This window comes from Acinetobacter sp. 778_lipA (assembly GCF_058242985.1).
The window spans coordinates 41,535-64,281 of the sequence record NZ_JBZAYT010000002.1; the positions used below are offsets into that span (position 1 = coordinate 41,535).

23 protein-coding genes, 5 pseudogenes and 1 other annotated feature are annotated in these 22,747 nt (G+C 48.4%); of the genes and pseudogenes, 16 read left to right on the forward strand and 12 right to left on the reverse strand.

The annotated features are described in order from the left end of the window. Window positions 1-36 precede the first annotated feature (36 nt). Complete coding sequence (locus AC4CUY_RS21320) at window positions 37-174, forward strand: hypothetical protein (protein WP_490774694.1); 138 nt, start codon at window positions 37-39, stop codon at window positions 172-174. An 86-nt stretch (window positions 175-260) separates the two neighbouring features. Here the strand turns inward: AC4CUY_RS21320 and AC4CUY_RS21325 are convergent, their stop codons facing one another. Then, window positions 261-542, reverse strand: coding sequence for an addiction module antidote protein (locus tag AC4CUY_RS21325; protein WP_000985610.1), 282 nt, complete (start codon window positions 540-542; stop codon window positions 261-263). Then, a pseudogene (locus AC4CUY_RS21330) lies at window positions 543-749 on the reverse strand (type II toxin-antitoxin system RelE/ParE family toxin); the annotation flags it as partial. 64 nt (window positions 750-813) lie between these two features. On the opposite strand from AC4CUY_RS21330, the gene AC4CUY_RS21335 reads away from it, so the two are divergent. The 9 genes and pseudogenes from AC4CUY_RS21335 to AC4CUY_RS21375 all read left to right on the forward strand — a co-directional run bounded on the left by AC4CUY_RS21335 (window position 814) and on the right by AC4CUY_RS21375 (window position 9,727). Beyond that, window positions 814-1,518 carry an IS6-like element IS1008 family transposase gene (locus AC4CUY_RS21335; RefSeq protein WP_004733335.1) on the forward strand — a complete coding sequence of 235 codons (705 nt, stop codon included), beginning with the start codon at window positions 814-816 and terminating at the stop codon, window positions 1,516-1,518. Between the two features lie 54 nt (window positions 1,519-1,572). Next, window positions 1,573-1,725, forward strand: a pseudogene (locus tag AC4CUY_RS21340) (IS5/IS1182 family transposase); the annotation flags it as partial. A 92-nt stretch (window positions 1,726-1,817) separates the two neighbouring features. Continuing rightward, entirely contained in the window at window positions 1,818-1,979 is a 162-nt protein-coding gene (locus AC4CUY_RS21345; RefSeq protein ID WP_004642278.1) for a hypothetical protein, read from the forward strand. A 52-nt stretch (window positions 1,980-2,031) separates the two neighbouring features. Beyond that, window positions 2,032-4,881 carry a heat shock survival AAA family ATPase ClpK gene (gene clpK / locus AC4CUY_RS21350; RefSeq protein ID WP_151982546.1) on the forward strand — a complete coding sequence of 950 codons (2,850 nt, stop codon included), beginning with the start codon at window positions 2,032-2,034 and terminating at the stop codon, window positions 4,879-4,881. Between the two features lie 209 nt (window positions 4,882-5,090). Then, the gene (gene yfdX2 / locus AC4CUY_RS21355; protein ID WP_004637119.1) at window positions 5,091-5,978 is read left to right on the forward strand and encodes a heat resistance protein YfdX2; all 888 of its coding nucleotides are present in this window, start codon (window positions 5,091-5,093) and stop codon (window positions 5,976-5,978) included. A gap of 96 nt (window positions 5,979-6,074) precedes the next feature. Beyond that, window positions 6,075-6,686 (forward strand): heat resistance membrane protein HdeD-GI, encoded by a 612-nt coding sequence (hdeD-GI, locus tag AC4CUY_RS21360; RefSeq protein ID WP_004637118.1) that lies wholly within the window; start codon window positions 6,075-6,077, stop codon window positions 6,684-6,686. An 85-nt stretch (window positions 6,687-6,771) separates the two neighbouring features. Then, a complete protein-coding gene (locus tag AC4CUY_RS21365; RefSeq protein ID WP_004637117.1) occupies window positions 6,772-7,917 on the forward strand; it encodes a hypothetical protein in 1,146 nt (381 codons plus the stop codon). Then, window positions 7,907-8,556, forward strand: a pseudogene (locus tag AC4CUY_RS21370) (M48 family metalloprotease). Before AC4CUY_RS21365 ends, AC4CUY_RS21370 begins: the two are co-directional and overlap by 11 nt. A 19-nt stretch (window positions 8,557-8,575) precedes the next feature. Then, window positions 8,576-9,727, forward strand: coding sequence for a S1C family serine protease (locus AC4CUY_RS21375; protein ID WP_004637115.1), 1,152 nt, complete (start codon window positions 8,576-8,578; stop codon window positions 9,725-9,727). Window positions 9,728-10,049: 322 nt separating this feature from the next. On the opposite strand, the gene AC4CUY_RS21380 is transcribed toward AC4CUY_RS21375, so the two are convergent. From AC4CUY_RS21380 to cadR, 7 genes are all read right to left on the reverse strand, one after another. Beyond that, entirely contained in the window at window positions 10,050-10,361 is a 312-nt protein-coding gene (locus tag AC4CUY_RS21380) for a cation:proton antiporter domain-containing protein (RefSeq protein ID WP_004637114.1), read from the reverse strand. A gap of 5 nt (window positions 10,362-10,366) precedes the next feature. Beyond that, the gene (locus AC4CUY_RS21385; RefSeq protein WP_004637113.1) at window positions 10,367-10,945 is read right to left on the reverse strand and encodes an NADH dehydrogenase ubiquinone Fe-S protein 4; all 579 of its coding nucleotides are present in this window, start codon (window positions 10,943-10,945) and stop codon (window positions 10,367-10,369) included. Next, window positions 10,929-11,612: a hypothetical protein gene (locus AC4CUY_RS21390; protein WP_004733147.1), complete on the reverse strand. Its 684-nt coding sequence runs from the start codon at window positions 11,610-11,612 to the stop codon at window positions 10,929-10,931. Before AC4CUY_RS21390 ends, AC4CUY_RS21385 begins: the two co-directional genes overlap by 17 nt. A gap of 201 nt (window positions 11,613-11,813) precedes the next feature. Then, on the reverse strand, window positions 11,814-12,725 hold the full coding sequence (locus tag AC4CUY_RS21395) for a mechanosensitive ion channel family protein (protein WP_004733146.1): 912 nt from the start codon (window positions 12,723-12,725) through the stop codon (window positions 11,814-11,816). Continuing rightward, window positions 12,722-13,519, reverse strand: a complete 798-nt coding sequence (locus AC4CUY_RS21400) for an HdeD family acid-resistance protein (RefSeq protein WP_004642064.1) — start codon at window positions 13,517-13,519, stop codon at window positions 12,722-12,724. Before AC4CUY_RS21400 ends, AC4CUY_RS21395 begins: the two co-directional genes overlap by 4 nt. Before the next feature lie 333 nt (window positions 13,520-13,852). Continuing rightward, a complete protein-coding gene (locus tag AC4CUY_RS21405; RefSeq protein WP_032490696.1) occupies window positions 13,853-14,557 on the reverse strand; it encodes an IS6 family transposase in 705 nt (234 codons plus the stop codon). A 93-nt stretch (window positions 14,558-14,650) separates the two neighbouring features. Further along, window positions 14,651-15,043, reverse strand: coding sequence for a Cd(II)/Pb(II)-responsive transcriptional regulator (cadR, locus tag AC4CUY_RS21410; protein WP_000550240.1), 393 nt, complete (start codon window positions 15,041-15,043; stop codon window positions 14,651-14,653). Between the two features lie 89 nt (window positions 15,044-15,132). Between cadR and AC4CUY_RS21415 the strand changes: the two genes are divergently transcribed. The 3 genes from AC4CUY_RS21415 to AC4CUY_RS21425 all read left to right on the forward strand — a co-directional run bounded on the left by AC4CUY_RS21415 (window position 15,133) and on the right by AC4CUY_RS21425 (window position 18,394). Then, window positions 15,133-16,413 (forward strand): cation efflux transmembrane domain-containing protein, encoded by a 1,281-nt coding sequence (locus AC4CUY_RS21415; RefSeq protein WP_005093338.1) that lies wholly within the window; start codon window positions 15,133-15,135, stop codon window positions 16,411-16,413. A 63-nt stretch (window positions 16,414-16,476) separates the two neighbouring features. After that, complete coding sequence (locus AC4CUY_RS21420; RefSeq protein WP_004777953.1) at window positions 16,477-17,127, forward strand: IS6 family transposase; 651 nt, start codon at window positions 16,477-16,479, stop codon at window positions 17,125-17,127. Between the two features lie 47 nt (window positions 17,128-17,174). Then, window positions 17,175-18,394, forward strand: a protein-coding gene (locus AC4CUY_RS21425) for an IS3 family transposase (RefSeq protein WP_280097166.1) whose coding sequence is annotated in 2 segments (ribosomal slippage) — window positions 17,175-17,451 and window positions 17,451-18,394 — 1,221 coding nt in all. Because the reading frame shifts where the segments join, the coding sequence is not laid out codon by codon here. Further along, window positions 17,450-17,566, forward strand: a sequence feature (AL1L pseudoknot). Its footprint overlaps the gene before it by 117 nt. 64 nt (window positions 18,395-18,458) lie before the next feature. On the opposite strand, the pseudogene AC4CUY_RS21430 reads toward AC4CUY_RS21425, so the two are convergent. The 3 genes and pseudogenes from AC4CUY_RS21430 to AC4CUY_RS21440 all read right to left on the reverse strand — a co-directional run. Continuing rightward, window positions 18,459-18,620 (reverse strand): annotated as a pseudogene (locus AC4CUY_RS21430) (helix-turn-helix domain-containing protein); the annotation flags it as partial. Window positions 18,621-18,737: 117 nt separating this feature from the next. Beyond that, window positions 18,738-19,139 carry a helix-turn-helix domain-containing protein gene (locus AC4CUY_RS21435; protein ID WP_000993197.1) on the reverse strand — a complete coding sequence of 134 codons (402 nt, stop codon included), beginning with the start codon at window positions 19,137-19,139 and terminating at the stop codon, window positions 18,738-18,740. Window position 19,140: 1 nt separating this feature from the next. Then, window positions 19,141-19,431, reverse strand: a complete 291-nt coding sequence (locus AC4CUY_RS21440) for a type II toxin-antitoxin system HigB family toxin (RefSeq protein WP_000558186.1) — start codon at window positions 19,429-19,431, stop codon at window positions 19,141-19,143. A gap of 429 nt (window positions 19,432-19,860) precedes the next feature. Here AC4CUY_RS21440 and AC4CUY_RS21445 point away from each other — a divergent pair, with 429 nt between their 5' ends. From AC4CUY_RS21445 to AC4CUY_RS21455, 3 genes and pseudogenes are all read left to right on the forward strand, one after another. Continuing rightward, window positions 19,861-21,093, forward strand: a complete 1,233-nt coding sequence (locus AC4CUY_RS21445; protein ID WP_490774695.1) for an ATP-binding protein — start codon at window positions 19,861-19,863, stop codon at window positions 21,091-21,093. A gap of 31 nt (window positions 21,094-21,124) precedes the next feature. Continuing rightward, window positions 21,125-21,241: pseudogene (locus AC4CUY_RS21450) on the forward strand (IS1 family transposase); the annotation flags it as partial. Window positions 21,242-21,516: 275 nt separating this feature from the next. Next, window positions 21,517-22,713 carry a tyrosine-type recombinase/integrase gene (locus tag AC4CUY_RS21455; RefSeq protein WP_000059655.1) on the forward strand — a complete coding sequence of 399 codons (1,197 nt, stop codon included), beginning with the start codon at window positions 21,517-21,519 and terminating at the stop codon, window positions 22,711-22,713. Window positions 22,714-22,747 lie beyond the last annotated feature (34 nt).

The window sequence follows — 22,747 nt, forward strand, 5'->3', positions numbered from 1 at the left end:
AATTATATCGCTGAAAAAAACGTTACAGATAGGGTTGTGCAACAAAGCCGTGCAACACTAGACTTGGAATTTAATGGCGTTAAAGTACCTGCTGGTCATGTCCATGCAACATTAATGGCCGCTTTTGAATTTGCATATGCTCAAGTAATATCAACTGAAGATTATGTTAGCTAAAGACTAAGATTTCCTAAAATTAACATAATACACGTTATATGAAGTTAAAAAAGGGAGCTTTAAGCTCCCTTTTTTACTAGTTTTTTTTAAATTGCTAAGCGTAAATTCAGCGCTTTTACCACTTTAATAACAGTATCAAAGCTTGGATTTACATCGCCAGAAAGTGCTTTATAAAGACTTTCTCGGCCTAAACCTGTGTCTCTTGATAATTGAGCCATTCCTTTAGCTTTAGCAATATTACCTAAAGCTTTTGCAATGAATGCCGCATCACCATTAGATTCATCTATACAGGCTTGTAGGTAAGCTTGCATATCTTCTTCTGTTTTAAGATGTTCAGCACTGTCCCATTTACGAAGTTTGATAGCCATTTACAGCTCCTCCTCTAAATCTTGTGCTAGTTGTAGGGCAAGTTTTATATCTTTACTTTGCGTAGACTTGTCTCCGCCTGCTAAAAGAATAACGACCCTTTGCCCTTGCTTACAGTAATAGATCCTGTAGCCAGGTCCAAAGAAGAAACGTAATTCAGAGACACCTTCACCGACTGGTTCAGTATCTCCAAAGTTTCCATCTTCAACCGGCACTGTTGCAAATAGGCTGACATGATAAGCTAAATATCTTATTTATTTCGAGATACAGCAGATGAATCCCTTCCATGGTCGGCACTTTCAAGGTGAAATCATTCTTTGGGCTGTTCGTTGGTATTGTAAATATGGCATCAGCTATCGTGAACTTCAAGAAATGCTCGCTGAACGAGGTGTGAATGTTGACCACACCACAATTTATCGTTGGGTTCAGCGTTATGCTCCAGAAATGGAAAAACGCTTACGCTGGTATTGGCGTAATCCTACAGATTTACATTCATGGCATATGGATGAGACTTATATCAAAGTGAAGGGGCGATGGACTTACCTGTATCGTGCAGTTGATCAACGGGGTCATACGATTGACTTTTACCTTTCCGCTAGACGGAACAGTAAATCAGCCTATTGTTTTTTAGGAAAGATCTTCAATACGGTGAAAAAATGGCAAATTCCACGGGTCATCAATACAGATAAAGCAGCGACCTATGGCCATGCTTTATCACGGTTAAAGCGAGAAGGAAAATGTCCAGTAGATATTGAGCACAGGCAGATTAAGTATAAAAATAATGTCATTGAATGTGATCATGGTAAGTTAAAGCGGATCATCAGGGCCACATTAGGATTCAAATCTATGAAGACGGCTTATGCCACAATTAAAGGTATTGAAGTCATGCGTGCACTACGTAAAGGACAAGCATGGTCATTTTATTATGGTCAGCCTCAAGGTGAAGTGTGTCTAATCAACAGGGTTTTCGGTCTCTAAGCACTTTTAAAAAGGAACTTCATCGACTCAAATCTCTATTTGCAACAGTGCCGTTTGGTGGAAACCAAGATGCATTGCATCAAATTATTAGGCGATAAATTAATGGCAAGAAGCTTTCCTAGTCAGGTGAATGAAATTCATGCACGTGTAGCAGTCCTCAACAGATTTACGGAATTAGGTCGACCACTTACCCAAGTTACGCCTTAAATTTGGCTCAATTAGGGGCGCTTTGCATTTCAAATCTTTGTGCAACAAAGTCGCTGTACATTGACTCTTGATATTTTTTCCTGGTAAGCGCAATGTCTTACAAAGTCTTGCAAGGATTTCCTTGGCCGGAACCGCAAAGCGACGCGATTGGAGAGGGCGAAATGAAAGCGCACCTACAGGTGATTTTCACGCTCGATCCCGATCAACGGCTGACGCGGGGCAGCGCGTTTTTCTCAAAAAACAAAAAGAGATGAGGCACCGTGATCGTCGGTGCCTCGTCAGATCAATCTTTACAGGAGCATCAGTATGGACAGAAAACAATGCCAGGTCTGCAGCCAACCCGCCACCGTGCGGGTGGAAGCCAATCTCAACGGTCGTCACAGCACCATGCTGTTGTGTGACGACCATTACCGTCAACTGGTGCGCCAGCAAAAGCGCACCGTCTCGCCGCTGGAAGCCTTGTTCGGCTCGCGCAGCGGCCTGTTCGAGGACTTCCTCGGCAGTGACTTCTTCCGCATCGGCGACGACGCGACGCCGATGGCCGCCGATACCGATGACGTGGTCGATGCCTCGTTCGGCGAGCCCGCCGCCGCAGGTTCGGGTGCGCCGCGCCGTCGCGGCAGTGGGCTCGCCAGCCGTATCAGCGAACAGTCCGAGGCCCTATTGCAGGAGGCCGCCCGACACGCTGCCGAATTTGGCCGCGCCGAGGTGGATACCGAACACCTGCTGCTGGCGCTATCCGACAGCGATGTGGTGAAGACCATCCTGGGGCAGTTCAAGATCAAGGTCGATGACCTCAAGCAACAGATCGAATCCGAAGCCAAGCGCGGCGAGAAGCCGTTCGAGGGCGAGATCGGCGTGTCGCCCCGGGTCAAGGACGCGCTCAGCCGTGCTTTCGTGGCCTCCAATGAACTCGGCCACTCTTATGTCGGGCCGGAGCATTTCCTGATCGGGCTCGCCGAGGAAGGCGAAGGTTTGGCGGCCAACCTGCTACGCCGTTACGGTCTCACGCCGCAAGCGCTGCGCCAGCAGGTAAGCAAGGTGGTCGGCAAAGGGGCCGAGGATGGCCGCGCCGAGACGCCGACCAACACGCCCGAGCTGGATAAATACTCGCGCGACCTCACCAAGATGGCGCGCGAGGGCAAACTCGATCCAGTCATCGGCCGTGCGCAGGAGATCGAGACCACCATCGAGGTGCTGGCCCGGCGCAAGAAGAACAACCCGGTGCTGATCGGCGAGCCGGGCGTGGGCAAGACCGCCATCGTCGAGGGGCTGGCGCAGCGCATGGTCGCCGGCGAAGTGCCCGAGACGCTGCGCGACAAGCGCCTGGTCGAACTCAACATCAACGCCATGGTGGCAGGCGCCAAGTACCGCGGCGAGTTCGAGGAGCGCGTGCAGAAGGTGCTCAAGGAAGTGACCGAGCACCAGGGCGAGATGATTCTCTTCATCGATGAAGTGCACACCATCGTCGGTGCCGGCCAGGGTGGCGGCGAAGGCGGGCTGGACGTGGCCAACGTGTTCAAGCCGATGATGGCGCGCGGCGAGCTGAACCTGATCGGCGCCACCACGCTCAACGAGTATCAGAAGTACATCGAGAAGGACGCCGCGCTGGAGCGTCGTTTCCAGCCGGTGATGGTGCCCGAGCCGACGGTAGCGCAGACCATGATGATCCTGCGCGGCCTGCGCGACACCTTCGAGGCGCACCACAAGGTCAGCATCACCGAGGATGCGATCATCGCCGCCGCCGAGTTGTCGGACCGCTACATCACCGCGCGCTTTTTGCCTGACAAGGCCATCGACCTGCTTGACCAGGCGGCCGCACGCGTGAAGCTGTCGGCCACGGCTCGCCCAGTGGCCGTACAAGAGCTGGAGTCCGAACTGCACCAGTTGCGGCGTGAGCAGGACTACATGGCCTCGCGCAAGCAGTACGACAAGGCCGCCGAGCTGGGCAAGCGCATCGAGGCAAAAGAGGCCGAACTCAAGAAGCTCATCGAAGATTGGGAGCGCGAGCGCGCCTCGGGCAGCGCCGAAGTCAAGGCCGAGCATGTCGCGCAGATCGTCTCGCGCCTGACCGGCATTCCGGTCAACGAGCTGACGGTGGAAGAACGCGAGAAGCTGTTGCATCTGGAACAGCGGCTGCACGAGCGCCTGGTGGGCCAGGACGAAGCGGTGCGCGCGGTAGCCGATGCCGTGCGGTTGTCGCGCGCGGGGCTGCGCGAGGGCAGCAAGCCAGTGGCGACGTTCCTGTTCCTCGGGCCGACCGGCGTGGGCAAGACCGAGCTCGCCAAGGCGCTGGCCGAGTCCATCTATGGCGATGAAGGTGCGCTGCTGCGCATCGACATGTCCGAGTACGGGGAACGCCATACCGTGGCACGCCTGGTGGGCGCGCCTCCGGGTTATGTGGGCTATGACGAGGGCGGCCAGCTCACCGAGAAGGTGCGTCGCAAGCCCTACAGCGTGTTGCTGCTGGACGAGATCGAGAAGGCTCACCCCGACGTCTACAACATCCTGCTGCAGGTGTTCGACGACGGGCGGCTCACCGACGGCAAGGGCCGGGTGGTGGATTTCACCAATACCATCATCATCGCCACCTCGAACTTGGGCTCGGACATCATCCAGCGTCGGCTGAAGGCCCGTAGCGCCGCCGGCGAGGAATACGAGAAGACCAAGTCCGAGGTGATGGACGTGCTGCGCGGACACTTCCGCCCCGAGTTCATCAACCGCATCGACGAGATCATCGTCTTCCATGCGCTGGGCAAGGAGGAGATCCGCCATATCGTCGGCCTGCAGCTCGATCGTGTGGCCCGCAACGCCGCCAGCCAGGGCGTGACGCTGACCTTCGATCAGACCTTGATCGACCACTTCGCGGAGGAAGGCTACAAGCCCGAGTTCGGCGCGCGTGAACTCAAGCGCCTGATCCGCAGCGAGCTGGAGACGGCACTGGCGCGCGAGATGCTGGGTGGCGGTATCGGCAAGGGCGATCACGCCAGCGCCCGCTGGGATGACAAGGCCGAACGGGTGGTCTTCGAGCGCCAGGAGCCACCCGCGAAGCCGGCCGAGCCTGAGAAGCCCGATGCCGCGAACGTGGCTGAGGCGCCGCCGAGCGACGCGAGCAAGCCTGCGCGCAAGAAGAAGTCAGCGGGCGGCGAATCTTGAGCGATGGGGGCTGTCGTGTCCGACCCCAACGGGCTGACATGGGCAGCCACCCTCGTGCCGCTGGCGGTCACTATCCCCACAGCGGGGCACGCGGTCATCTTCTTTGAGGTGATGAAGGGGCTGACTGCTCTGTCGGTCAGTCTCGCGATGTTCGCATTCAGCCCCAATAGATTCGCCTATTTTCACTATCACATACGAGGTATATCACCATGAATGAGCAAACACCGAATCCCAATGCGACGAACGAAGGAATAAACGAACAGGCTGCGGTAAGCAGCCTTCCTGTCAGTCCAGAGGCCAAGCCTGAAGTCGTCACGGAGGTACAGCCTGAGGTTCAGAAGGAAACGGACTCGCAGGCGGCAGACAAACGTAAACAAGTCCTCGATGAGGCCGTCTCGGCCTTGTCGCTGACCAAATCAGCGCTGGCCGCACTTGACGGCAAGGACACTGCACGCGCATTAGCATCGCTGGCCGAAGTGACGGGAAAGCTGGAGCTGATCGTTGCGCGCGAACCCACGCTTGCCCTGGCCCCCGTTGATGTGCGCACCATCGTGCACGACTTGTTCGCCAACACGGAAATCATTGAGGCGATGACCGACGAGGCGCTGGATGCCCTCAAACATGGCGAGGTGCAACAGGCACGTCACGTGCTGGCTTTGCTGGCCAGTGAAATCGTGATCACGGTCACCAACATCCCTCTGGCGTCCTATCCCGCAGTCGTGAAGTCAGTCGTGCCGCTGATCGATCAGGGCAAGATTGAAGAAGCCAAAGCCGCGCTGCAGGCAGCGCTCAGCACGCTGGTCGAGGAGCGCAGCGTGCTTCCGCTGCCCGTCCTGCGTGCGAAGCTGCTCCTGCAGCGCGCCGAGACCTTGGTAGAAGATGGTCAGCGCAGCGAAGCGTCCAATGAGCGCCTGGAGACATTATTGAACGAAGCCCGGCAGCAGTTGGAAATGGCAGAACTGCTGGGCTATGGAAAGAAGAAGGACTTTGAGCCCCTGTATGCTGAACTCAAGAAAGTCAAGCAAAAGACGGCTGGGGGAGGCGGCGGAAAAGGCTGGCTCGATGAAATCAAGGCAAAGCTGTCCAAGTTGTTCTGAAACCGCTGGATAGGGCGTAAGAGGGGCGCGTCGCGCCCCTCTCTTGGCTCAGGAATGTTTGCTTTTTCACCCCATTAGATCTTTGGGAGATATAGCATGAATATAGACACTATCACCGATTCCAGTGCGGATGAGCCCACCAAAACACTGTGTTCATTGACCGAAAATTGGTGGATTTTTGCGTTGCGCGGCGTCTTGGCATTGATTTTTGCAGCCCTCGCGTTCTGGATACCACAATCGGCTCTGTTGGCCATGACCATCATGTTCGGCGCATTTTCCTTGGTCAATGGCGCGTTCAACTTGTTTGCAGCGGTGCGCCATATCCAGAAAAAAGAGCGCTGGGGCTGGCTGCTGTTCAGCGGCATTGTCGGCATACTTACGGGCGTCGTCGTCCTGGTTGCTCCTTGGGTCGCCACGATAGTCTTGGCTTCTTTTTTATGGGCTAGCGTGGGCTTCTGGGCGATTTTCACCGGTGTGCTGGAGATATCCGCCGCCGTTCGGCTGCGTCGGGAAATCAAGGGTGAAATCTGGCTTGCCCTCAGTGGACTGCTCTCGATTATACTTGGCGCTATCGTCTTGTGGATATTTTTTACCCGTCCGGTCGAGTCATTCGTGGCCGCAGGCTGGCTGTTGGGTTTCCATGCGGCAGTCTATGGCGTCACGCTTTTGTTCTTTAGTTGGAGTCTTCGCAAAACGCGCCTGGGGTAAGAGCGTGCCAAACCAAAATCTATATCTATGGATATGAGCATCCTCGATTCATACCTCCATAGAAATGACATCAAAGGAGTCATACATGCAGATGCAATATAGCTATCGAGCTGTCGACAAAGAGTTTCATGAACCATGGCAGAGAGCTTTGGGAAATGCGGTCGAGCGCGACCTCAAGCCATTGCTCGACAAACACACTAAAGATTCAGTGCGACTTCGAATCGTCCTTGATCGCGACAAGACCAAGCGGCAATTTCTGGCCAGTGGCTATATGCACCTGCCCGGCAGAAAGATTGTCAGCGTTACTGCATCACATGACGAGCTGACGCCCCTCGCGCAGATGCTCGCACAGTCGTTGTTCCGTCAGGCCAAGAAGCATTTTGACCGGCTGCATGCTCAGGACCAAATCAAGCGCAAAGCACGACGCAAGCGCTTGCGCGAGCTCAAGGTGCGAATTGCCGCAAAACCCGCGTCAGCCGCCCATGAGGCCAACGTGACCCGAATGCCTCTACTGTCGAAACTTGAGGCTGTCGCAAGGCGTGAGCTGGCTTATCTGCGGGCCGTCGGCGATTTACCGCGCGATTATCCGACGCTGCGCGACGTGGTGGATGAAGCGATTGTCCAAGCTGAGGTGGAATGGCAATCCGTGCCGGAAGAAAAAGCGGCTTACTTCGGTCTTCTGAAACATCTGTTCGCCGTCCTGGATCACGAAGTGGCAAACAGCCGGCAATTTGGCGAATTCGTTTCTCTGGACGCGCCGGTCGAACCGGATGCCCAGGACGTCGCCGAGGCCATGGTGGAAGAGGAAGTCTTCGAATTTTATCAGCCCGATGACACACTCAGGCTTGCCGATATCATCGCTGACAGTCAGCATCCCGATGCCGCAACGATCGCGGAACAGGAGGAGCTAGTTGATCGGTCGAGCGAGTTCGCTTTCGCATTCGACCTGCTGAAGGACATGCCGCGTTTGTGGCGGCGCATTTTTCTGCTTATCCGTGTGGACGGGCTGGATGCCAGCAGCGTCTCTGAGATCCTGCTGATTCCTAGTAAGGAAGATACTGTCCAAAGGTGGCTCATGCAGGCCGAAGCGTTCATCGCTGCTCATTTGGAAGAGGCCGGAGTAAGCAAAGACGGGAACGATTGGCTCCAAGGCGTTGATTGGTCGGCATTGTCTGTGACCCGAAGCGCGGCAGCCTCACTGTGGTCCAAGGAGGCGAACCATGAAGAATGATCTTCACCTCGTCTGCCCGCATGCCAGTCCATCAACCGCGTACCGACTGCGAAGCTATCGGAACATCCCAACTGTGGCCGCTGCCAGCAGCCCTTGTTCACGGGCGAGCCCCGCGAGTTGACCGGCGTGCTCGGCCACGAAATCGCGCATATTGCGAACGAGGATTTGCGTGTCATGGGCCTGGCCGATTCCATCAGCCGGCTCACCCATCTTCTGGCCTTGTTGGGGCAAATCATGCTCCTCTTCAGCCTGCCGGCCTTGCTGTGGGGCACAGTCGCTATCCAGTGGCCGGCGCTGCTGTTGCTGGCCGTTTCGCCGCAGCTCGCGCTGCTGGGTTTGTCGCGGGTGCACGAATTCGACGCCGACCGGCTCACCGCCGAATTGACCGGCGACCCACAGGGATTGGCTTTGGCGCTCGCCAAGATCGAGCGGGAGAGTCGCGCCTGGTTGCTGCCCGGATGGGGCAACCCGGAACCCTCCTGGTTGCGCACGCATCCGGCGACGACAGAGCGCATCCAACGCTTGCGGGAATTGGCTGATTCGATGGCACCGCAACCGCTTCATTCCAGCCCATTTCTGCCGGACATCCCCTTGGCGCCACGCCCACCGCGTTGGCGCGCCAGCGGTGTCTGGCGCTGATTTCAACAAGGAGAATGGCATGACCTACCCCGACCTCAACAGCCGCCCGGCGCCGGACCGATTCATCCGGCGCTGGCTCGTCATCACTGGCTGCATCGCCGCACTCATGCTGCTGTGGCAGTTCTTGCCTGCCATCGAAGCCTGGTTCAGTCCGCGCGAAGCGGCCGAGCGCACGGTGACACCGCGTGGTGATCTGGCGGCAGACGAGCAGACCACCATCCAACTGTTCGAGAAATCGCGCGGGTCGGTGGTTTACATCACCACGGCGCAACTGGTGCGTGACGTCTGGTCGCGCAATGTCTTTTCCGTGCCGCGCGGCACCGGCTCCGGCTTCATCTGGGACGATGCCGGCCACGTGGTGACCAACTTCCACGTCATCCAGGGGGCATCGTCTGCCACGGTCAAACTGGCCGACGGTCGCGATTATCAGGCTGCGCTGGTGGGCGCCAGCCCCGAGCACGACATCGCCGTGCTCAAGATCGGCGTCGGCTTCAAGCGCCCGCCCGCTGTGCCGGTGGGCACCAGTGCCGACCTCAAGGTCGGGCAGAAAGTGTTCGCTATCGGCAATCCCTTCGGATTGGACTGGACGCTCACCACCGGCATCGTCTCGGCGCTCGACCGCACCCTCGACGGCGAAGGGGGCGGGCCTGCCATCGATCACCTGATCCAGACCGACGCCGCTATCAACCCCGGCAACTCCGGCGGCCCGCTGCTCGATTCGGCCGGGCGGCTGATCGGCATCAACACCGCCATCTACAGCCCTTCGGGCGCGTCCGCTGGCATCGGTTTCGCTGTGCCGGTGGATACCGTCATGCGCGTGGTGCCGCAACTCATAAAGACCGGCAAGTACATCCGTCCGGCGCTGGGCATCGAGGTGGATGAGCAGCTCAACGCGCGTCTGCAGGCGCTGACCGGTAGTAAGGGCGTATTCGTATTGCGCGTGACGCCGGGCTCGGTGGCGCACAGGGCCGGGCTCGTCGGCATCAAGGTCACCGCAGGCGGCATCGTGCCCGGCGATCGCGTTATCAGCATCGACGGTATCGCCGTCGACGACGTCACCACATTACAGGCCCGGCTAGACGACAAGAACGTTGGAGATGTTGTGGTCTTGTTAGTGGAGCGGGCCGGCAAGACTCGCGAGATGCTTGTGGAACTACAACCGGGAGTTTGATGGAAAGTGGGTCATGGATCTGCACAGCGAAGCAGTCAAGCTGTTTTTGAGTAATAAAGTTAAATACTAGGTAATAAATAATCATACTTAGTAATAAAGTTTCATACGAATTTTCAAAATAAAGAAAATATATTCATTATTTTCAGTATTTTGTAATTTTGGTATGAAACTTTTTTTATTTTGATAGAATTAAATTTAGACTAGCCCTGCCTATAGTATGATACTTTAATAAATACAATATAATTTTGGAACCAATAAAAACAAATACTTATGCACAACAAAGGATGAAACTTTATTACTCTCATATAGGTGTTTATTCTTCCTATACTCGACCGGATGTTGTGGCGACCTGCAAAAGACCGACACCGAAGATCAGCCGCCGCAGCTCCATCAGCTTGCCAAGCGAGAATTCCAGCCCCAGCATGAACAGCAACAAGATCACGCCCAATTCACCGATAGCGCCAAGGGTTGCTTCACCATCAATAAGCTCGAGACCGTGCGGGCCCAAAGCCATGCCTGCAAGCAAAAACCCAACGATCGAAGGAACACCTAAACGGGAGCATATGGCAACGGCAATGAATGCGCCCGAAATCAGGGTCGCACCCGCAATCAGGAATTCGGCGGTTCCATGCATCGACTTCAGCCCCTTCGCCCGGATACTGTCGTTCCAATCCACGCCGGCGGATCAGAGGCTGGAAAGGACTCGATGGCAGCCTCCAGAACTGGATCGAGAAACTCAGCCTCCGATTTCTGCGGCGTTCCCGTGTTTTCGGATGCGCCGTATCCTTTTGGGAGGTGATGCTCCGACATCGTCGGTTGCCCCATCTGAACCCACCCTTCCTTGGAAGTATCGACCCCGCGATAAAGCTGATGACTGCTTGTGCCCGCCCAAGGGTTTGGTCCGATGCGCCGCGGACGATCTTCACGCACGATATAGCGCCAATCGTTCTTGAGGGCATAGTCGACAGCGCTGTCGCGATCTGGAAATGTCATCCTGATAGGCCGGTAAGGATCCTGAGACGTCGTCCATCCCATCAAGGGCTCAAGGTTCTGCGGGCGTGACGGTTCGAACTCCAGAACCCAGTGTCGGGATCGTGGCGCGGACGTGGCGGCCGCGCGCGCGGGTCGGTAAATGATGGCGGTTGGCACATCATGAGAACGAAGGTTGGTTCCGGGAATTGTTGGTGCGAATGGCGGGCGGTTATGTCCTTGCATCATCTTTCGAATCTCCTTTCTTCTGTTTATTGTTGGCTGCATTTGCGTCTGGCTTGGACTTTGAGTGCTCGATGTCGTCCAGCCGCTCGATCTTGCGTGAGTTCGCCATGATCGTTTCTACAGCCGACCGAAGCGCTTCAGGGTCGTTGTCGCTGCTGATGTCCGAACGCATCGCAATCGTGACTTCAGCTACGGCATGCATCACCTGTTCTGCGTCATTGCCGTTCAACTGGCCATCCTCAAGTCCATCAACAAGCAGATCAAGAACGCGTCGGAACGCTTCGACAACTGGCGCGCTGCCGACAACGGCAAGCTTGTGGCTGATGACCCTGAGTTCATCAATGAGCGCAAAATCATGACGTTCACGCTCCACGATTTCAGCAACCTTTTCGATGACGCGCATATATGTGTCATGCTTTTGTTGAAAAAGAAGAACTTGCCCTTCTTTTCTTAACTCAAGCTCAGTCTGGCGATTGAGGAGCACAGCTGTCAGATAGATAGTGGCAGCTGCACCCAGGAACACTAGGATCATCTCTTGGGCAAAAGGAACGTTTTCACCAACAAAGTATAAGCCGCGGTAGGCTGCGTAACCTACGCCCACTAAAACAATGGAAATTACCAGGTAGGCGACGTCCCTGCCGCGAAAGCTCGTCTTTACCGGTGGCTTCATGGGTTGGCCTTTCTTAATCATGGCTGTCGTTGCCTAGCGAACGGGTGTCAGGGGCAGGTTCGGTCTCCTTTTCGGGTCGCAAGAGAATAGGGGTTGGTCCAGAGCCAAATACATTGAACCCATCCCGCAGACAGCGCTCGAAAATCGTTTCATCCCAGTTCGAGAAATCTCTTTCCACTTCATATGTATATTTTGGCCGTGTCATTGGGCACCAGCCGGAGCTTCGATCCGAAAGGCAGGGGCTTTTCCATCCTTGTCCTGGCCGGCATAAAGCGTCAGATGCGGATAAGGGATTTCGATGCCAAGTTCGTCGAAGCGCTGTTTTATCCTGTGCAGATATTCGCGCCGGATTGACCATTGCTCACCTGGCAAGACCTTGAGGCGAAGACGCAGGATAACCGAAGAGTCACCCAACGTTTCGACCCCAAAGACCTCTGGCTCGGCTAATATTCTCGTTGACCAGGTTGTTTCCGAAGCTAGCTCACGGGCGACACTCTCCATAACGTTCAATGCCTCCTGAAGGTTTTCGCGATAGGCGACACCGACATCGATTACGGCCATCGAATAGTCCGTTGTCTTATTTGTCAGATTGGTGATGGCTCCGTTGGGCACATAGACCACGTCACCATTGAGTTGACGCAGGCGCACATAGCGCAACGTCATCTCTTCGACTTGGCCTGCCACACCGCCAATATCCACGATATCCCCGATGCGGAGTTGCCCTTCCAGCAACAAGACCAAACCCGAAAAATAGTCTTTTATCAGGCTCTGCGCAGCAAACCCCACTGCGATGCCGCTTACCCCCGCAGTCGTCAGGATCGGTGCCACAGAAATGCCAAGGATTGAGAGGGAAATGGTCACGGCCAAGGCCCACACGACCAGCCGACTGACGAAACGGATCAGACGAAAAGATGTTTCAATGCGTTTGACCTCATCTGCAGATCTCTTGGAAGTGCGGGTTCTTTTGCTGATGCGTGTGATGGCCCGCGAAAGCACTGCGGACACGAGCCACGCCACGGTCATGACGAGCACAATCTGTGCAACTGTTTGGGAAACGGAAATAAGGCCGGATAGGAGCTCTGCCTGTGTGACCTGCAAATTCAAAAAATTCATTTATATGCACTCCCTATTATTCTGCAACGAAAGGTCGGCTGGCGCAGCGCTGCTTCTCTTTTTTTAAAGGCAGCCAGGTCCTGTGACGTGCCTGGCCGCCGTTCTCGCGTTTTAAGTGGCTGTAGTTTCGGCCCCAGCGTGTCGTCCGAAGCGCTGACTTTCCGAAGCTTCAATGCCAACAGGATCATGGTTACACCGAAGATTGCGGCATAGACGCCCAACAACCAACCGAGGGCCATAATACTGCCTGCGGGTGTCGTGAACAAGACCCATGTGACGGCAGCGCCAAGCAAGATGGAAATGACACCGCTGAGGACGAGCAACCATTCCCCCTCGATTTCCTTACGGAGCCGAAAGGCCGCGACGATCTCCATCACGCCGGATGTGATCGACCAGAATGCAACCATCGTCCAGAGAAACACGGTTAACACGAGTGTCGCGACGAACGGGCTGACCAGGACGATAAGCCCGGTTGCGATGCCAAGGAGGCCGCTGAAGATCAACCAGCCCCAGCTTTCACCCTGACGCATGTTTTTATAGCCCGACCAAAGCCCCAGTACGCCATCCGCAAAGGAGTAGGCACCAAACACAATGGTCAGTGTTAGGACCGCTTCAGCGGGCATCAGCCATGCCAGGGCGGCAAGAATGACGGCAACGATGCCGCGCCACAGGAAAGCCTTCCAGTCGGCTTGGGAAACAAGTCTTGGAAAACCACACTCTGCGTTGTGATATGGTAGCTCATGAGAAGACCTGTTTGATGTGCAACTGTTTGTTTTGCAACAACATTTTAGCACACAATAGGCCTTCTCATCCTTTGTGTGGTGAATAATTCAGGTTAGGAGTATGAGGGAGCAGAATCACCCGTTTTTCGGACCAAGTTTCCATGCCAAAATGGCAAACACTCCCTCCGGCCAATTTGACGGTGCCAAAAAGATTCGATTTGTCCCCAGGCGCATGGCTGCGGGAGACGCGCCGTGGCTTCTTGGCCGATGCTTTATCTTTCGAAATAGGCATGCTGGGGGTTCCACGTATCACTCGATGGTGCCTCAAGGGAATCATCCAACTGAGTTGTCGCGGCACTGTTGCAAATAGAGATTTGAGTCGATGAAGTTCCTTTTTAAAAGTGCTTAGAGACCGAAAACCCTGTTGATTAGACACACTTCACCTTGAGGCTGACCATAATAAAATGACCATGCTTGTCCTTTACGTAGTGCACGCATGACTTCAATACCTTTAATTGTGGCATAAGCCGTCTTCATAGATTTGAATCCTAATGTGGCCCTGATGATCCGCTTTAACTTACCATGATCACATTCAATGACATTATTTTTATACTTAATCTGCCTGTGCTCAATATCTACTGGACATTTTCCTTCTCGCTTTAACCGTGATAAAGCATGGCCATAGGTCGCTGCTTTATCTGTATTGATGACCCGTGGAATTTGCCATTTTTTCACCGTATTGAAGATCTTTCCTAAAAAACAATAGGCTGATTTACTGTTCCGTCTAGCGGAAAGGTAAAAGTCAATCGTATGACCCCGTTGATCAACTGCACGATACAGGTAAGACCATCGTCCATTCACTTTTACATAGGTTTCATCAATATGCCACGAGCTCAGATCTGTAGGATTACGCCAATACCAGCGTAAACGTTTTTCTATTTCAGGAGCATAACGTTGAACCCAACGGTAAATAGTCGTGTGATCAACATTCACACCCCGTTCGGCCAGCATTTCCTGCAGTTCACGATAGCTAATGCCATATTTACAATACCAGCGCACAGCCCAAAGAATGATTTCGCCCTGAAAATGCCGACCATGGAAAGGATTCATATGCTGCACCTTTAGCTAAAACAGTCTTCAGCTTACCATTCGTGGTTATTTGCAACAGTGCCGATTTTTTGAAAAAAGCATAGGTCTAGATAATCAAGCTAGATTTTTTAAAACTCCACATTGGTCAATTGTACATAAACCATCACAAGTACCTCTTAAATCAGATAGTTGTTCAATAAGCTTTTGTTGCTTGATTATATTTTCTCTGATAGCACTGACATGTAAGTCAATTAATTCATTCACATCTGAACAATTTTTCTCAGGTTTGTCTTTATAGGTAAGTAATTGACGAATTTCATTCAAACTCATATTTAAAGTTCGGCAATTCAAAATAAATTTAATTCGCTCAACATAGCCTACATCGTAAAGGCGGTAATTTCCTTCCGTTCTTTCCGGTTCCGGAATTAAACCTTCCTTTTCATAAAACCTAATTGTTAATACTGAACATGAGGTTTTTTTAGAGAGTTCACCAATTTTTAAATGCATTGAGTTAGTATTTCCAAAGATTCTTGACTCTATAGTAACTATAGGGATTCTAATATTCAAAGTTTATAATTTTTTTAATGGGTATAATTATGAGTGGTTGTGGATGTAGTAAAGAAACACCATGCGAAGATAAGAAATCTCAACAAGAAAATCATCCATCAATTGCAGAAGCAAACAATTCAAAGAATTGTGATAATACGCTTAGCTGTTGTGGTGAAGAGGAAGAAAAAAAATCTTCATCTCCTTGCTGTAACACTTCAAACAGTTGTGAAGATACCGCTCAATCCTGTTGTGGTTCTGATCCCAAAGAAAATTTAAGCACTGAAGACGTTTTAAAAGATTCGCACTACATGAGTGAATACTTAGTTCCCAAAATGGATTGTTCTGCGGAAGAACAGATGGTTCGTATGGCGCTATCTTCAATTGATGGTGTTCAAAAACTCATCTTTGATTTACCTAACCGTTCTTTAAAGGTTCTACATAATCAAAAAGATGAAAATATAACCACCAAACTTGAAGCTTTGGGTTTTGGTGCAAAGCTTGTGAAGACTGAAACTTATATAAGCAATCAACAGGCTAAGCAAACAAGTACCTACACCATTCCTAAAATGGATTGCTCTGCTGAAGAGCAAATGGTCCGTATGGCTCTTGCAGATATTGAAGCAGTTAAAGGTCTTACTTTTGATCTTCCCAATCGAAAACTGAAAGTCTTCCATAATGAAGGGATTCAGCAAATTACGGCTAAACTCGAAGGACTGGGTTTTGGGGCGAAACTTGATGAAATACAGCTTTCTTCAGGCGATATACCTAATGAACCTGATCCTGTGAGACAAGCTAAAGTACTTAAACTGTTATTAGGTATTAATGCTCTACTTTTCTTTATAGAATTCATCAGCGGTATTATTGCTGCGTCTACAGGATTGATTGCTGATTCTCTAGATATGTTTGCCGATGCAGCCGTTTATGGTATTGCACTATATGCCGTCGGAAAAGCTGCGAAATATCAAATAAAAGCAGCCCATTTCGCAGGTTGGATTCAGTTATTACTTGCTGTTATCGTGATTGTTGATGTCATTAGACGATTCATGTTTGGAAGCGAGCCAGAATCAACGCTCATGATTGTTATTGGCCTGCTCGCACTTATAGCTAACGTGACATGCTTATATCTTATTTCTGGTCATCGAGAAGATGGCGCACATATGAAAGCCAGTTGGATTTTCTCGGCGAATGACGTTGTCGTAAATATGGGCGTTATATTTGCCGGTGTACTCGTGGCGTGGACCGGATCAGCTTATCCAGACTTAATCATTGGCATACTGGTTTCTTTATTCGTACTTAATGGTGCCCGAAAAATTTTGGCTTTGAAGTAAGGGCACTGTTGCAAATAACCACGAATGGTAAGCTGAAGACTGTTTTAGCTAAAGGTGCAGCATATGAATCCTTTCCATGGTCGGCATTTTCAGGGCGAAATCATTCTTTGGGCTGTGCGCTGGTATTGTAAATATGGCATTAGCTATCGTGAACTGCAGGAAATGCTGGCCGAACGGGGTGTGAATGTTGATCACACGACTATTTACCGTTGGGTTCAACGTTATGCTCCTGAAATAGAAAAACGTTTACGCTGGTATTGGCGTAATCCTACAGATCTGAGCTCGTGGCATATTGATGAAACCTATGTAAAAGTGAATGGACGATGGTCTTATCTGTATCGTGCAGTCGATCAACGTGGCGATACCATTGATTTTTATCTTTCTTCTAGACGTAATACCAAATCAGCATATTGTTTTCTTGGAAAAATTTTAAATAATGTGAAGAAGTGGCAAATTCCACAAGTGATCAACACGGATAAAGCACCCACATATGGACGTGCTTTATCACGGTTAAAACGGGAAGGTAAATGTCCACCAGACCTTGAGCACAGGCAGATTAAGTATAAAAATAACGTGATTGAATGTGATCATGGCAAGCTAAAGCGGATCATCAGGGCCACATTAGGATTCAAATCTATGAAGACGGCTTATGCCACAATTAAAGGTATTGAAGTCATGCGTGCACTACGTAAAGGACAAGCATCGTCATTTTGAACCGTACCGGGTTTGTCGGAGACCATTTTTCTTGAGAGAATGTCCCAATGACAAAACCAAAATATACTCCTGAAATCAGAGACAGAGCGGTTCAATTATTGATTGAATCCGAAAAAGATTATCCTTCTACTTGGGCTGCAATCACAGCAATTGCACCTAAAATTGGTTGTACCCCTGAAACACTACGTTCCTGGCATCAAAAATATTTGGATCAACAAAATCCAGTTAAAGTACAGCAGCTTTCAGATCAAGAACGTATTAAACAGCTCGAACGTGAAAATAAAGAGCTGCAACGTGCCAATGAAATTCTACGCAAAGCAGCCGCTTTTTTCGCCCAGGCGGAGCTCGACCGCCCACACAAATAATGATGGATTTTATCCATAATAATAAAGAGCCGTACGGAGTCGAGGCGATTTGTAGAATTTTACCTATCGCACCTTCAACTTATTACCGGACTTTAGATCTTGTAGAAAATCCAGAACATCGAGCGAAACGAGATCTACATGATCAACATCATGCTGAACAGATTAAACGTATTTGGAAAGAAAGTTCAGGTCGTTATGGTGTGCGCAAAGTCTGGCAAAAACTAAGACACGAAGGCTATGTTATTGCACGTTGTACAGTTGCTCGATTGATGCAACAGCTAGGTATACAAGGTGTTTGGCGTGGTAAGAATAAACAAACAACGCGTAGCCGAGATGATCAAAAATCAGCAGATGATTTAGTAAAACGCAATTTTAAAGCTGATCATCCTGATCACTTGTGGGTGGCCGACTTCACGTATATTCAAACCAATTCAGGCTGGGTCTATACCGCATTTATTATTGATGTGTTCTCACGAGCAATTGTTGGATGGAAAGTATCAACACGGATGAATACCGACATGGTGCTCGCTGCACTTGAGCAGGCATTGCATGATCGAGGAATGCCAAATAACGTGATTCATCATAGTGACAGAGGCGTACAGTATCTTTCAATTCGCTATACCAACCGTTTAGAAGCAGCGAATTTACGAGCATCAGTCGGCACTACGGGGGATTCATACGATAATGCATTGGCTGAAACAGTGAATGGGTTGTACAAAACAGAGGTGATTGAATATTTAAAAGCAGATTGGCGTGGTTTGGGTGATATACAACTTGCCACATTAAATTTGGTAGATTGGTTCAATAAAGAACGTATACATAGTTCACTAGGTTATGTATCACCTTTTGATTTTGAAGCGATGTACTATGATAAAATTAACCCGTTAGGTCAGGTGGCCTAACTTAAACAAAAAGTCTCCGACAAACCCGGTACGGTTCAAGATCAAAATTCGCAGCATTGGTTATCGCTTGATAAACGTCATTGATGCTATTTCTTTTAAGCTCACGATAGATCGTACTAGGATGTGTTTTAATGAGTTCAGCAAATTTTCTGGCTGAAAAGCCTTCTTTTCTTGACTCAAGCATTAATGCAGTACGATCTTCAAAGTTAAGATGATGGTATGACAATTTTATATACTCTAGGACTTACGCACTATCATTTATAGATTCTCTGGGCTTTGTTGCACAAAGATTTGAAAGGCAAAGTACCCCTAATTGAGCCAAATTTCCTGATCCACCTCTCTTTTAGAAAAACGTATCTGCCGATACATTAAACCGCTCAGACAATGCCTTAATATGACGAATATTCAGTTGGCGTTTACCACTTAAAATCTCAGAAATCACTGATGGTGTTGCAACCTCTGTTAAGTCAGACTGACCTAAACCATGTTGCTCCATCAAAAAAGCCAAAGCAGCACGACCGTCCCCTTTAGGCATAGGAAGATGCTCATTTTCATAATCAGAAACCAAATCACCAAGCTGATGAGTAAGCCCCATTAAAGGATGGGACTCGTCATCACCAACAGTATCTAAAAGTTCATCTAAAGCTTCAACAAGTGTATGAAAGTCGTCTTCATTTTCTGGCTTGCTGAGCAATGGTGCAACGCAGTGCCAGTGGTCTACGGCCTGTTTAATCATCGCGTTCATACTAACCTTCCTTCCAATGACCTTTGTCATATTCTTTATGGTACAAGACATCACGGATATACACACGTTTTGCTTGATACATCACGACTGCAATAAGTCGGATCTTGTTCCCGCCAATATCGAATACATGGAACTTTCCAACTTTATCGACCTCTGGAAAGAGATGTTTCATCTCAGCAAAATCTTTCGGATCGTTTGCCTTTATGGTTCGATACCAACCATCTAATGCCGTTTCAGCCTGTGGCCACTTTTGCATTGCTTCTATAATTCGAGTGTGGGTGATCACATGCATAACATTTTATCGCATTTTGCAATATTGGTGGCTAGGATGAATAAAGCGCCACACGGAGCTTTATTCATTATCAAAATGCACTTAATCTGATGATCTTAAAAAATAAACCTTTTAGCATTTCATGCGCAATAAGGCTGATACCATTAGCACAACAAAAATGAGTTCCACTCTAGTTAACATCTTAGTTCCATTTACTTTTCACTTAATTTATATAGCCGTTAAGTCGCAGCATCAATGACATAACATGACATGGAAAATAATCAAAAAAGATAGAATCTAGATTTTTGTTACATTTACTATCCGCATACTTTAACAGCAGCTTTGAGTGTTTCACTTAACCTTTAAACTTTTTTTAAAATTAAATATATTTACATATACGTTCTAAAATTTGATAGAATTTATTAAAACTTTAGATTCTAAGTGTAAATAATGAGAAGCGCTAATATTCGACGTGATGGCTACTTAAAATTTCTGAATACATGGCAAGACCGTGATGTCATTAAAGTACTTTCAGGTGTGCGTCGCTCTGGAAAATCCACCTTATTGGCGATGTTTCAACAAGACCTAAAAGCACAGGGTGTACAAGCCGAAAACATCATTGCCATCAACTTCGAATTTATGGAATTTGAAGAACTCACCGATTACCGTAAACTACATGATTATGTATTGTCCAAAGTTGATAAAATTAAAAAAAACTATGTTTTTTTAGATGAAATACAACATGTTACAAATTTTGAGAAAGTAGTCGACTCTTTATATGTTCGGGATTATATCGATTTATATATTACAGGCTCAAATGCATTCTTTCTAAGTGGAGAACTTGCGACTTTACTTACAGGACGCTATATCGAGCAACATGTTCTACCTCTGTCATTCCAAGAATTTAAACTGTGGCATATTGAAAATAATCCGATCATCCAACAATTATCCAATCGTGATTTGTATGCCATGTATACGCGCAGTAGTTTCCCTTATACGCTTGTCATGACTAGCCAGCAGGAAACTTATGATTACTTGCAAGCGGTCTATGCCAGTGTAATGTTTAAAGATGTTATTCCCCGTTTGAATACTGCCGATATTAACTCTCTCGAGCGTGTCGCAAGATATTTGGCAAGCGTGACAGGCTCACCTATTTCCATCAATAAAATTAAAAATACCTTTGTTTCAAGTGGGGTTAAAATTTCATTTGAAACAGTAAAACGCTATATTCAGGGCTTACAGGACAGTTTGTTATTTTATAGTGCCGCACAATTTAAAGTACGCGGGCGTGAGTTATTACAATCCTCTGAAAAATACTATTTAGTTGATGTCGGATTGCGCCGGATTATGTTGCCTGATGCTAATGCTGATCAAGGTCATATCTTAGAAAATGTGATTTATCTTGAGCTTGTCAGACGAGGTTATACCGTCTATGTAGGGCGGGTTGATGAATATGAAATTGATTTTGTTGCTGTCGATACTTTACAGAATTTAACTTATTATCAAGTGGCATTAGAAACGCTCAATGAAGAGACACTTAGCCGAGAGTTACGTCCATTACAGAAAATTTCTGATTCGTATCCCAAATATTTACTTACCTTAGACACGATAGGGACTGAAGCAAATTATAATGGTATTGTAAAAATGAGTGCTCTCGATTGGTTGCTATCTGAAAATAAGTAAAGTTGAGGATAGACATGGATACTCTTATTTATTAAGGCATCGAATAAGGCGTGGTTTTAGAAGAAGTTGTAATTTCTCCAAAAAGCTTGAAAACCATTTTAAAGCCTTCGACTTAACCTTCTTTTACATCAATAATGGCTTCATTTAATGTCAGCATACTTTTTAAAACACCACCGGATTTTTTTCTACTCTTTTTTATATCTAACTCAGGTTAGTGTAATTAGCTGCTTATTTATCTCATCTTACATATTAAGTAGAGGTGGGACTTAAGATGGTTACTAAAATAAAAATACTAATAACAATAAATATATAAAACAGTGTATTACAATTTTATATGATGCGTAGCCTACGCATCATATATTAAGCGTTCTATTTTGATATAATTGATACAATCAATCCTCTGAGAGGTTTCATTTAAATTTCATGAGTCTTACAGAAATTAAAGTTCGCCAAGCGCATTGCAAGGAAAAAACTTGTTTTTTATCTGATGAAGATGGACTTAGCCTGAAGATTGAGCCGAATGGAAGAAAATCTTGGTGTTATCGCTATACAGATCCACAAATAAAAAAACGTCGCCGCATTCAGTTAGGACTTTATCCTGATTTATCACTGAAAAAGGCACGACAAGTCAGAGATGATTTTAAAGACAATAATTTTAGTTTTGAAAAAGATACTATTTCTAATGTAATTACTTTTCGTAAAGTAGGGGAGGAATGGCTACAGTTCAAACTTAAGAATGCATTTAATGATTTACCCCGCTGCGGTGTACTACAGTTAGCAGAAAGATGTTTACAGCATGATATTTACCCAGACCTTCAGGATTTACCTTTTGAAAACGTCAAGCGCTATGACTTGGTTTCAGTAATAAAAAAAATAGAGGCGCGCCAAGTAAAAGAACCAGTCAAAAAAGCTTGTAGCTATTTGAACCAAATTTATGATTACGCTGTAGCGATGGGTTATTGTGAATATAATATCGCTCATGGTTTAAATAAAATTGTAATCAACAGTAAAATTAAGAAGAACTATCCGTATTTAAAAGCGGAGGAAATATCCGAATTTAAGAATAACTTACAAAAATTGGATGCCCATCCCATTATTAAAAAAGCACTAATGTTCAAATTACATACTGGAGTGCGAGGGGCTGAATTGTTATTGGCTGAGCCTCATCATTTTGATTTAAATGCAAAAATATGGAAAATTCCTGCCTTGCATATTAAACAATTTCGACGTAAAGTCATTTTAGGCCATGAGATTCCAGACTTTTTAGTACCACTTTCAGATCAGGCTTTAGAGATTTTAAAAGACGTCATGCAATGGTCATACGGTGAAAAATATATTTTTGCAAGCCCTCGGAAACACAATCAACCGATTCATTTCAATACATTAAATATGGCTATTCGTAAGATGGGCTATGGCAAACATCAATTATCCTCTCATGGACTACGTTCCACTTTTAGTACCATTTTGAATGACTCAGGTTTATTTCAAGATAATTGGATTGAGGCACAACTTTCACATATTGATAAGAACCGTACCCGTGCCAGTTATAATCATGCTGATTACTTAGTTCAACGGACTGAAATGATGCAGTGGTGGGGTGATTATTTAAGTAATGGCTAGGTGAGTATCATACTTTTATATAGAAAAACTCTCT